This window comes from Lonsdalea quercina, assembly GCF_900107885.1.
Taxonomy (GTDB): Bacteria; Pseudomonadota; Gammaproteobacteria; order Enterobacterales; family Enterobacteriaceae; genus Lonsdalea; species Lonsdalea quercina.
Window position 1 is genome coordinate 210,417 of sequence record NZ_FNQS01000001.1, and the last position, 12,101, is coordinate 222,517.

General features: G+C 53.9%; 9 protein-coding genes. 1 reads left to right on the forward strand and 8 read right to left on the reverse strand.

The genetic code is table 11. The features are described 5' to 3' along the window. Positions 1–38: 38 nt before the first annotated feature. From BLU64_RS00940 to BLU64_RS00955, 4 genes are all read right to left on the reverse strand, one after another. Positions 39–1,190, reverse strand: a complete 1,152-nt coding sequence (locus tag BLU64_RS00940) for a hypothetical protein (RefSeq protein WP_074727708.1) — start codon at positions 1,188–1,190, stop codon at positions 39–41. A gap of 152 nt (positions 1,191–1,342) precedes the next feature. Further along, complete coding sequence (wzc, locus tag BLU64_RS00945; protein WP_074727710.1) at positions 1,343–3,517, reverse strand: tyrosine-protein kinase Wzc; 2,175 nt, start codon at positions 3,515–3,517, stop codon at positions 1,343–1,345. 15 nt (positions 3,518–3,532) lie between these two features. Further along, positions 3,533–3,967 (reverse strand): arsenate reductase/protein-tyrosine-phosphatase family protein, encoded by a 435-nt coding sequence (locus BLU64_RS00950; protein ID WP_026743154.1) that lies wholly within the window; start codon positions 3,965–3,967, stop codon positions 3,533–3,535. 13 nt (positions 3,968–3,980) lie between these two features. After that, the gene (locus tag BLU64_RS00955) at positions 3,981–5,117 is read right to left on the reverse strand and encodes a polysaccharide export protein (RefSeq protein WP_026743155.1); all 1,137 of its coding nucleotides are present in this window, start codon (positions 5,115–5,117) and stop codon (positions 3,981–3,983) included. A gap of 858 nt (positions 5,118–5,975) precedes the next feature. On the opposite strand from BLU64_RS00955, the gene BLU64_RS00960 reads away from it, so the two are divergent. Beyond that, complete coding sequence (locus BLU64_RS00960; RefSeq protein ID WP_026743156.1) at positions 5,976–7,556, forward strand: TerC family protein; 1,581 nt, start codon at positions 5,976–5,978, stop codon at positions 7,554–7,556. Between the two features lie 120 nt (positions 7,557–7,676). Here BLU64_RS00960 and asmA read toward each other — a convergent pair whose 3' ends face one another. The 4 genes from asmA to apbC form a co-directional block, all read right to left on the reverse strand. Then, positions 7,677–9,467: an outer membrane assembly protein AsmA gene (gene asmA / locus BLU64_RS00965; RefSeq protein ID WP_074727713.1), complete on the reverse strand. Its 1,791-nt coding sequence runs from the start codon at positions 9,465–9,467 to the stop codon at positions 7,677–7,679. A 48-nt stretch (positions 9,468–9,515) separates the two neighbouring features. Continuing rightward, positions 9,516–10,097, reverse strand: coding sequence for a dCTP deaminase (gene dcd / locus BLU64_RS00970; protein WP_026740948.1), 582 nt, complete (start codon positions 10,095–10,097; stop codon positions 9,516–9,518). 86 nt (positions 10,098–10,183) lie between these two features. After that, positions 10,184–10,825, reverse strand: coding sequence for a uridine kinase (udk, locus tag BLU64_RS00975; protein ID WP_026740947.1), 642 nt, complete (start codon positions 10,823–10,825; stop codon positions 10,184–10,186). Positions 10,826–10,976: 151 nt separating this feature from the next. Next, the gene (gene apbC, locus BLU64_RS00980; RefSeq protein WP_026743158.1) at positions 10,977–12,086 is read right to left on the reverse strand and encodes an iron-sulfur cluster carrier protein ApbC; all 1,110 of its coding nucleotides are present in this window, start codon (positions 12,084–12,086) and stop codon (positions 10,977–10,979) included. Positions 12,087–12,101 lie beyond the last annotated feature (15 nt).

Here is a 12,101-nt window from a genome sequence, read left to right on the forward strand (position 1 = left end):
TCACCTTGATTGTCTGGTTGAAGTTATCGATATCATCCCTAACGATATTGTTTGTTCGTGATGATGTAGTAGTACGTGAGGATAATGAAGCTATCGACGGTGAAGAGCGTGACGGTCTGTGTAAAACAGATCAGGATCCCCATGTCATAGCTATCCAACTTCAATAAGACCGAAGCCAGAAATAAAGTCGCCAGTCCAAATAGGCCCATTTCCACCAAAATGCCCGACAGCCCAATATTGGGTTTCAATCCTTTAGGCTCAAAGAAACCAATGATCGGCTGGCTGGTGTTGAAACACTGATACTCTCTGTCACAACCAAACAGCAGGTTCGGTAGCTTCATATCCGTTAATAAATAAGACGGCGAAAAACGATGAGCGAAGGATTCATGATCGTAAAAGTAATCCGGCGACCCCACATTCAGGTAGTTAGCCAGGCACACGGATAGAAATATGAACGCAATAATCGTGATGTTGACGGGTATTTTACGAATGTAGTGCCGCAGCAAATACAGGAACAAGAAGATAAACAACACCAGAGAGACTTTGGACAGGCTGAACATAAAGGCCAGAATGAAAATCAGTATCTCTTTTTTCGTCAGCTTTTTATCTCTTGCCCTGATAATGAAGGTAATCAGCAAAAGCGACACGAAAAAGCCAGCCTCTCGGGATAACCCCGACATACGCGGCAGAAAGAACACGACATATTGGTTAGTGTATGTCTCCGTCGCGTAGGCTCCCCACAGGAGGGTCGATATTGCGCTGGGGCCAAGCATGGCGGAATACTCTTGCCCAAACTGAAAAGCGATAAATTGCAGCACGCACCACAGCGCCGAAAAAATCAGGCAGACAAAAATCTTATCGACGATCGGCCTACCCACTTTGATCAGGTAAATCACGCCAAGGCTAATGGCGGCGCCTTTAACCGCGATATCAATTCGTCCAATCAGCAGACAGAAGCTCAGAAAGAGCAGAATGAACAGCGTGGGTTTTAAATTGACCTTTTTAAGTAACGCGAGAAAGTGAAAATCTAAAAACACCAGTGGCAGCCACAAATACACGGTCATGTCACTGATATAAGGATTCAGCGGCGTAGCGACAAACAAGGCAGCGATCAGCCAACGCAATGTCGATGTCAGAGCACCTTCCCTAGATTTCACTACCGGGGCGTTACTTTCGATTGCAATAGACATTAGCGAGTACGCTCTAAATAAAATGAACTACAGATAGGTGGATGGCAGACGTCGGACGACGATATCGCGGGAGTGAGGCCTGGAAGTCCTTGGATACGAGACTTCCAGGCCATTCGACGTCGAAGATACGCCCAGCGATGAATCAGCGGTCGTTACTTATCCGACTTATATTCATACGCGTAGTAGTGGTAACTGCCATCTCCGTAGTAGCTGGCCGCGCGTTTTACGACGGCATTCAAGATCACGCCTTTGATCTCTGCGCCATTCTGTTCGAAGCGACGGATGCTGACTTCGATCTCTTTCGGCGTGTTCACCAGGAAGCGTGCCACCAGCAGCGACGTGCCCACCTGACGGCTGATGATCGCCGCGTCGGTCACGGCCAGGATCGGCGGCGTATCCAGCAGCACAATGTCGAAGTTTTCGCTCGCCCACCCCAGAAAACGAGAGAAGTTGTTGTGCATTAGCAGTTCCGACGGGTTTGGCGGGATCTGCCCGCGCGGAATAAAGCTCAGATTTTCCTGCGCCGTCTGACGCACCGTGGTTTCAGCGGCAAGCTGTCCAGACAGAATGTCCGACAACCCTTTATCGCCGCTCGTCCCCATCAATTGGTGGGCATAACCTTTACGCATATCGCAGTCCACCACCAGAACGCGCTGACCGGACTGGGCGATGACGGCGCCGAGGTTGGCGCTGATGAAGGACTTGCCGATCCCGGGGCTGGCGCCGGAAATCATCAGTACATTATTCTTCGCTTCCATCATGGCGAAGTGCAAGCTGGTGCGCAGGCTCCGGATCGCCTCGATAGCCAGATCGGTCGGATTGCCCATCGCCAACAGAGCAGGCACCGTTGGGCTGCCCCGTTTATGTCTGACGGCCATTTCGCGATCTTTCTTCTGCTGCCATTCAGACAGTGGCACGCTGGCGTATACGTTGACGCCCAGCGCCTCCAACTGTTCAGGGTTTTCGATCCCTTTATGCAGTACGGTTTTAAGCACGACGAAAGCGACGGACACCATGCTGCCGAGGATGACAGACAGCAATACCATCAGCGCTTTCTTCGGTTTCACCGGACTCATTTCCACCATCGCAGAGTCGATGATTCGCACGTTGCCGACGGTGCTGGCCTTGTTGATGCTCAGCTCCTGCTGCTTGTTCATCAGTTGGACATAAACTTCCTGTCCGACGTTGACGTCACGCGTCAACCGCAGAATTTCCTGTTGCGTCTTCGGCATGCTGTTGACGCGTTTGTTCAGCTTGTCCCGCTCGTCTTCCAGCGTTTTGCGTTTTTCCATCAGGGCGCGGTACGCCGGATGCTCCTTGGTGTAGAGCTTGGAAATTTCCGCCTCTTTGAAGGTAAGCTCGTTCAACTGAGATTCCACGCCCACAATCGTATCCAGCACGGACTTCGCTTCCAGCGAGAGATCCACCGAGTCATTCTGTTGGCGGAACAGATTCAGCTTGTTCTCCGCCTCATCCAACGAGGTCCGCACGATGGGTAACTGCCCTTTCAGAAATTCCAGACTTTTCGCCGCTTCCGCCGATTTACGTTCAACATTCTGCTGTAGATAATTATTGGCGATGCTGTCCAGAATCTTTTGAGTCTTCTCCGGATTAACGCCTTCCAGCGTCAACGATAATACGCCGGTATCTTTGCCTTTATCCGCCACCGACATCGCGTTCAGCGTTTTATTAATTGCCGTCAGCTCGTCCAGTTTGCGCACGTTGAATTCCGTTCCTTCCGGCGCTTCAATATCGCTCACCAGAATAGAAATCCTATCGCGACTTTCCAGCTGTCCGACTTTTCCCGTCATATCCACACGGCCGTCGCTGTCGGTCAGGCGATAACGTCCGCCGGCTAAAACTTCCAACGTCAGCATTTTGTTCATTAATATGCCGGGAACTTGCAAGCGGGAAATGGCGATATTGCCGGGTTTTTGATTAATGATCCGCGCAACGCCTTTACCGATGCCCGGGAAATACTTTTGCTCCACCTCCGTGTCCAAAGATAAATCTTGAACGGTTTTTCCAATCACCATACGGGATTTGATTAATTCAATCTCGGCGGCAGATTGCGGCTTGGCGTCAGGCAACATGCTGGAGACATCTTTTAAGAGGCTGTCCCCCGCATCCTGTTCCACCTGAATCAACGCATCGGCGCGATAAATAGGCGTCGCCATTAATACATAGAGAATGCCGAGAACAGTAAAAATGGTGGTGACGCTGATAATAAGCCAGCGGTTATCCAGCATTGTTCCCAGTAAACGGCCCAAATCGACATCGTCTGATTTATCAATTTCAGATGTTTTCACGGCAATTTTCTCTGACATCTTAATCCCTGCAGGTTAACGGCTCAGTGCCTGCGCCCATTGATGGGCAGACTGTTCTAATTGGGTGTATACCATTTCAAACGTTTCACGACTTCTACGGTAGGGGTCGTCTATTTCCTGCTGGTTCAACCAATGGCCGAACAGCATGGTTTTCCCTCTCACTTCCGGCGCAAGGCGGCCGACAGCATCGATATGACCCTTCTCCATCACCAGAATCAGGTCAAACTGACGGCATAGTGCGCCCGTGAGCTGGCGAGCGCGATGCCCCTCCAGCGACAAACCATGCTGGGCCGCGACTTCATTTGCCATTTTGTCGGCGGGGTTGCCGACCAGCGCCCCCAACCCCGCCGAGGCCACAGTCTTCCCCGGCAGCGCATGCTTCAACAGTCGCTCTCCGGTCGGAGAGCGACATATGTTGCCGACACAAACCACGAGAATGGAATTAAACATCGCTCCCCCACTCCTACGGCCAGTTACGGATACGCAATGAACCTTCGCTGAGGTCGTTGAACCCGCCAATCGTCGGCACCAGCTGTGTGATCAGACGATTCCAGCGAGCCACCGGCGCGGTCGTCACATATACCACATCGTAAGGTTGCAATTTGAATTCTGATCCCATCACCAGCGAAGTCGCATCCGAGGTATTCAACTGATAAATGTTCGCCAGCTTCGGCCCCTGGGTACCATGTAACGGACGGATGACGAACACCCCGGTCGCGTCGGCAAAGGATTGATTCATCCCTTCCGCATTGCCCAACGCTTCGGTCAGCGTCATGCCGCTGCGGTCCATTTTCAGCGTGGTCTGTTTGTTGACTTCTCCCATCACGAAGATTTTCAAATCGTCGTCGCGCGGGATAAACAGTATGTCGCCTGGATACAACAAGCGGTTCTGAGACAGGTCGCCGTTCTGCATCAACGCCTGCAACGAAATCCGTTCGTCTTTCCCGTTATGGGTCAGAATCAGGTTCCGCCAGTCGGCGTTGGTGGTTAGCCCGCCCGCGCTGTTGATAGCGTCGAGTATGGTCAGCGGCACATTGGTGATCGCCTGCTGACCGGACTTGGCCACCTCACCCGTCACGTAGGCTTTCTGCGAACGGAACGCCGCAATGCTGACTTCAACCTGCGGCGATTCAATGTACTGCGCCAGTCGGCGCATGATCTCGCCGCGAACCTCGCTCACCGTCTTACCCGCGACTTTAACCTTGCCGATATACGGGTAGAAGATGGTGCCGTCAGAGTGAACCCAGTTGCCGGTATCGCTGGCGCTGCGATACGTCCCCGCCGGGGTCGTCAGTTCAGGATGATCCCAGACCGTCACCATCAGGACATCGCCCACGCCGATGCGATATTCGTAACTTTGCAGCTCTTGTTCCAGACGCGGGTTCGACTGTGCAATCACAGGCTTGGTCCGAAGACGGTCAATTAATGAAGGGGTAATGGGGTATACGTTCACCAGTTTGCTGATATTAAAATCGTCATCCGGCTGTTCCACCACTTCTTTATCGGAGATCGAGAGGTGCGAACCCGGAATAACCGTACACCCTCCCAGTAATATCGTCGAAACAAGTAGCGGAACCAATCTCATTTTTAGGTTTATCATCCTGTTATGCCATCGCTTTTCAATAATGGAAGTAAAGGGCGCACCAGTTATAAGGAAAAACTTTCATGTTTGTGAAATAAGAAAGTTTTATTAGCGTTAAGGTTGGAAAATATCAGATTACGGCATATTCCTGCCCAAAACATGACTTTCCTTCTTTTTATCATCAAATGTGTTCCCACTCTGTTATTAACCCTAATAAGGTTGTGCTTGATGGCTCTCTGTGAAGAGATACCTACTCACAACCCGAACAAAACATGAGAACACCTCAATGACAGTCTTTAAAAAGTCATTAAAGTTACCGGCGAAGGTTAATTAACTTGTCACGTTTAAGTACGCTACCGCCCTTGGCTTGCAGCAACCAATCCGCTAAAAACCGTTCATTTTTTAAGGCAAACATGAATTCTGTGTGCTATCTGGAAAATCAATAGGAAAAACACCCAAAAGTAGACTTCGAATTACGAATAAATAACGCTTATTCACGCTCCGAAAGCATAGGGAAAAATAATTCCTAATGACAAGGTGAATATTGACGACAAAGCCACTTTCGGATAATGGCTATAACGTCCCTCGCTATTTTTGACAGCCCCTCCGGATTCGATTCAAAAACACAATATTAAGTCCGTATTCAAGCTTGATAGAGGCGGGTTTATTAGCCATAACTAAATAAATCCTTAAATAATATTTATTACCGGAAGATAGCACCTTCGGTTTTTCTTTCCCCTAGGTATATTCCTATAACCACGCCTTGCATGCGTGATGAATTAGCCTGCAAAGGCACAATGTCTGGTGGCATGGGGTGTGTCCTGATAACCTATCCGGTTATTAAATGCATGATGTTAAAAGAGGTAATCTCCGAATATGGAATGGATGGTCGATCCAACAATCTGGGCCGGTCTGGCCACATTAGTGGTGCTGGAGCTGGTGTTGGGCATTGATAATCTGGTGTTCATCGCAATTCTTGCTGAAAAACTGCCTGAAAAATTAAGGGATCGCGCACGGGTCGTCGGCTTGTCATTAGCGCTACTGATGCGGTTCGTCTTGCTTTCTTCCCTCTCCTGGCTGGTCACCTTGACCTCGCCGTTGTTCTCCATGCTGGGACAGGAGTTCAGCGCGCGGGATCTCATCGTGCTGATCGGCGGCCTATTCCTACTCTTTAAAGGAACAATGGAGCTGAACGAACGACTTGAGGGCAAGGACGAGAATCAGCAGAATCAGCGCAAAGGGGCGCGCTTCTGGCCTGTGGTCGCGCAAATTGTTGTTCTGGACGCGATCTTCTCGTTGGACTCGGTGATCACCGCCGTCGGTATGACTGACCATTTATTGGTCATGATGGCCGCAGTGACCATCGCCATCGGCCTAATGCTGCTGGCCAGTAAGCCGCTAACACGGTTCGTCAGCGCCCACCCCACCATCGTTATCCTCTGCCTGAGCTTCCTTTTGATGATTGGTTTCAGCCTGGTGGCGGAAGCGTTCGGCTACTACATCCCCAAAGGTTACCTCTACGCGGCTATCGGCTTCTCCGTCACGATAGAGATGCTAAATCAGGTGGCGATGTTTAATCGACGCCGTTTCCTCTCCTCCGCCATGCCGCTTCGCCAGCGTACGGCCGAAGCCGTACTCAAACTCCTGCGCGGCGAGCAGGAAGACGGCGATAGAGAAACCTCGACAAATACCGATAGCGCCGATGCCGACGGTCAGCAGGTCTTCAACCAGCAAGAACAGCGGATGATCGAGCGCGTACTCGGGATGTCACAACGCTCTGTCGGTAGCATCATGACTTCCCGTCATGATATCGAAAACATCGATATCAACACCGCGCCCGAAAACCTCCCTGCCCTGATGGAAAAAAATTCGCATACCCGTCTGGTCGTGACCGACAGTAATGTGTCGGATGAACCGCTCGGCGTCGTTCATGTGATCGAGCTGCTGCGCCAGCAGCTCAATAGTCAGCCGCTGGATCTGCGGGCGCTCATTCGCCAGCCGCTGGTCTTCCCGGAGCAGCTCTCGCTACTGTCTGCGCTGGAACAATTCCGCGAAGCGCATACGCATTTCGCGTTTATCGTGGATGAATTCGGCTCGGTCGAGGGTATCGTGACCCTGAGCGACGTGATGGAGACCATTGCAGGCAACCTGCCGCTCGAAGGGGAAGAGCTGGACGCTCGCCACGATATTCAGATGAACGAGGACGGGACGCTCATCGCCAACGGCTATCTGCCGGTCGAAGATTTACTGATGTATGTCCCGCTGAAACTGGAAGAAAAGCGCGAGTTCCACACGCTGGCGGGCCTGCTGATGGAACATACGCAAAAAATACCGGCAGAAGGCGACGAGGTACGTATCGACAACGTGTTGTTCCGGGTGTTGTCCGTCGAGAGCCATCGCATTATCAAGGTGCTGGTGATCCCTCAGAACGAAGACGAAATGGAATACGAGGTCTAATCGAAGTCTCAGCCCGCGTCGCTCATTGAGCGGCGCGCCATCCGTATGGCACATGATTGGGGCGACTAAGGAAAGGGGAAAACGTGGAGGCCACGCCGTCACCGGCTGGCCTCACGCGCATCAGTTAGCCTGATTCTTTTTCGTCCAGTCGTTGATCTGCTGCTTAAGTTCATCCTGCAGCCGCTTACGCAACATCTGATCGATCGGTAACTGGTAGTTCAGGTTGTTGAAGGGACCATACAGTCGGAAAGGAATCCGAGCATTTTTCAGCAGCTGGACCACGCGATCATTGCCCTGCCAACCATCGATGACCTGCACACTGAGGTTAATGTCGCAGCTCTGCGCAGGCAGATCCAGCACCCCTTCGCCGCCAACCGCCAGAATTTGCGAACGCCCGTTCAGATTGTACATCCGCAGTTTCCCGGCATTGAGGCGGGCCTGCCCGGTGACCTGTTGCATCTCGGTGAAGTGCTCGTCGCCGCTTTGTCCCCGAACCCCGTTGCTGTTGCGTTCCACCGCCTGCTGGATCATGCGTGGAATGTTGAGTCCATACAGTCGCAGTCTGCTTGCCTGCAACGCCGCGTTGCCCTGCCATTGTGACAGCATTGCCGACACGGTCAGGTTGTCTCCGCTAAATTTACCCTGCATGGTAAAGGAGCCGGTCAGCGTTTCCGGCAGCGTCAGCACCCGCATCAAATCGGTTAACTCGATATTCTCCAGGTCAGGTTGCGTGTTGATGGCCGGCGAGGCATCGATGTCCAACGTTCCCGGCAGTGAGAAGCGGCCTTCGCCTACTCGGCCGCTCAGTTCGTCAATCGTCACTTTGCCCCGCTGGTTGACGCCGCGCAGGCTGAATTGGTTCATCTTGACGCCGCGGAAGATGAGGGCATCGGCTTGCAAGGCGATATGCGAGGTGAAATTGCGCAGCCCGTTATTCGACTGCTGTAGCGGGATATCGTTGGAGATGACCGGCTTCACGGCAGGCGCTTTTTTCACGCTGACGGCCTCGTCCTCGCCCTTCGCCAGTCCCAGCAACGTGTCCAGATCCAGCAGTCCCGAACGCAGGTCGAGCGTGTAATCAGGCACGCTACCCGAGGTGAAGGCGGCCGTTCCGCTCAATTGGCTTTGGTTGGCGCTCAGAGCAAACTGACTGACGGTGATCTTTTCCGGCTGACGTTGATAAGCCACCTGCATAGAACCGCTGCCGGTGATACCGCTTGCGGGCAGTCCAGCGCCTTGTAGCTGATAATCTAAACGATCGATGCGGGCGCGGACGCGTTGAGGAAACTCGCGCATGTCCAGCACGGACGAGCCAGAAAGGGAGAGATCGCGCTGGTCGCGGTTGATGCGGGTCGAAAGCGTTACCTGCGCCTCATTCGGCCCGCTGCGCGTCATACTCAGGTTGATGTCACGCAAATTGAGCTGTTCACCGTCCTGCTGCTGTAGGATCAACAGGCTGTCTGCCACCTCAATACGCCCGATATCAAAACGCCAGCCGCTGCCGATGTCCGGTTCAGCCCCCCCCGGCGGTGCAATCGGCTGGTTGGTTTTTTTCGGCTGACTTTCCGGGGTGAGCCGAAGCACCGCCCCTTTCAGCATCACCTGCTTCACTTCCAGACGATGGGACAGCAAAGGCCAAAGCCTGACGTCCAGACGCATGTTTTCGGCACTGACGATAGGCGCCTGCGCGCCCGGCGCGCTTAGCGACATGCCGCCGGACAAGATGCTCAGTTGCGGCCAGACGTGCCAGCGCAGATCGCCGTCCAACGTCAGTTGATAGCCGCTTCTGGCCGCCACCTGACGAGTCATGTAGCCGCGGAAATCATTCGGGTTGATGAGCACGACCAACGCACTCATACCAGCGGCCAGAACCACTAGCAGAATAACCAGCGCGGTAAAGAGTCTTTTCATGCCATCCTCATTGATATTCGGGCTGCATCGGGCGGCGGCGTCTGTGGCTTAGTCTTCGTCGATTCGGCTAGCCACCGCGCCCTGCTGATCTTTGTATTTAGCGTCCTGACGTCGGTTATAAGGCCGAGCCGCCGGGCCTGACAGCGGTTCGAAGCTGAGCGCGCCGATCATCATGCCTGGTCGCAGCGCCAACGGCAGCTTCCCTGAATTATAAAACTCCAGCACAATCCGTCCTTGCCAGCCTGGGTCGATGCGGTGTGCGGTCACATGCACCATCAGTCCCAGCCGCGCCAGCGAAGAACGGCCATCCAGCCAGCCTACCAGATTGTCCGGCAGCGTCACCGACTCCAGCGTCACCGCCAGCGCCAGTTCTCCCGGATGCAGGAAAAAGGCTTCGCCTTCCGGCAGATTGATTTCGTCGCTCATCACGCGATCGAGCGCCGCGCTGACTTCGTCTTTCGGCCCGCTCAGGTCGATATAAGCGGCGGTATGACCGCGGAATACGCGGAATTGATTTCCCAAACGCACATCGACCGTCGCGCCGCTGATACGTTCGACGGGGGGGCGTGGCGTAATCACCAGACGGCCGTCATCCAGCCAATTTTCAATGTCGCGGTCGCACAGTCTCATCATTTTCTCCGCTCAGGATTTAGACAGGCAAATCCGCTGCCGTCGACTCTGTGTCACCAGGGGCGGCAGCGCCTGCACGTAACTGTTTATTCAAAGAACTGACTGATTTTCGCCTTCAGAATATCGATGGCGATGCGGTTTTTACCACCGCGCGGCACGATGATGTCCGCATATTGTTTAGACGGTTCAATGAATTGTAAAAACATCGGACGGACGGTTTTCTGATACTGCGCCATCACGGAATCCATCGAACGACCGCGATCGTTGACGTCGCGACGCATACGGCGCAGCAAACAAATATCCAGCGGCGTATCGACAAAGATGGAAAAGTTAAGCTCGCCCCTCAGGCGGGCATCGGTCAGCAACAGAATGCCCTCCAGAATAATGACTTTCTTCGGTTCGAGACGCTTCGTTTCTTCCAGGCGGGTGTGCTCCACGTAGCTGTACTGCGGCAGCGCGATTTCCTCACCGCACTTCAACATTCTCAGATGCTGTAACAGCAAATTGTGGTCCATGGCGCTGGGATGGTCATAGTTGGTTTTCACCCGCTCTTCCATCGTCAGATGGGTTTGATCCTTGTAATAGCAGTCTTCCGGAATGACACCAATATGTTCATCGCCCACCTGTTCACGCAACTCACGGTAAAGGGTACTGGCTATGAGACTTTTACCGGATGCTGAGGCTCCGGCAATCCCGATAATGACACACTGGTGAGACTTGTCAGTCATGGCAATAAAGACCTGGTTTACGAAAAAAAAAGAAGGGACACACCGCTAAGGGTGTCTGAACGCCGCAATTATAGGGAGTTAGCCGCTCTCACGCCAGCACTAAGCGGGAGGGGAGTTCGCGTCCGAGCAGGACGCGAACAGGAATGGAGCGTTATAGCGCGCGAAACGCGATTTCCGTGGGGATCACTTGGCCTTGCCAATACAGCTGCGCGGCGACTCGCCCGGCCAGCTCGCGATAGAGCGAGGTAAACTCGCTGTCGGGCTGGCTGACCACGGTCGGTTCGCCACGGTCCAGATCTTCCCGCAAAGACATGTGCAGAGGGAGTTGCCCCAGCAGCGCACAGTGATATTTTTCCGCCAGCTTCTGCGCGCCGCCCGTACCGAAAATAGGCTCCAGATGGCCGCAGTGGCTACAGATGTGCACGCTCATGTTTTCCACGATGCCCAGAACCGGCACTTTCACCTTCTCGAACATGGCGATGCCTTTCATCGCGTCTACCAGCGCGATGTCCTGCGGCGTGGTGACGACCACCGCGCCGGTTACCGGCACGTTCTGCGCCAGCGTCAGCTGAATATCGCCCGTGCCCGGCGGCATATCCAGCACCAGATAGTCGAGGTCAGGCCATAGCGTATCTTGCAGCAGTTGCAGCAGCGCCTTGCTGGCCATCGGCCCCCGCCACACCATCGCATTGTCGTCCGTCACCAGATAACCGATGGAATTGGAGGCGATGCCGTGCGCCGCGATCGGCGCCATATGCTCGCCGTCCGGCGAAGTCGGTCGTTCATGAGTCGTCCCCAACATGGTGGGAATCGAAGGACCATAGATATCCGCATCGAGGATCCCGACGTTCGCCCCCTCCGCCGCCAGCGCCAGCGCCAGATTCACGGCGGTGCTGGACTTGCCGACGCCGCCTTTGCCGGAGCTGACCGCAACGATGTTTTTCACCCCTTTGATTCCGGGCTGATTGTTCGCTCGGCTCATCGTGGCGACCGTGTGCGTCAACCGCCATTCAACGCTTTTCGCGCCGGTAAGACGCAGTAGCTCATCGCTGACCGACTCCTTCAGGACCTCAAGGCCGCTCAGCCAGACAAACGGCATAATGAGTTCGATGTGCAGCACGTCATCCAGCAGCGCGCAGTGATGCAGCGCGTTGAGCGCTATCAGATCTTTGTTCAACGTCGGGTGTTTAAAGGCGGCAAGAACGCGGCTCACGGTCTCGTGCAGCGCGTCAGGGCTGTGCCCGGGGAGGCTATCGTTCATCCCGGCTCCTTGAAA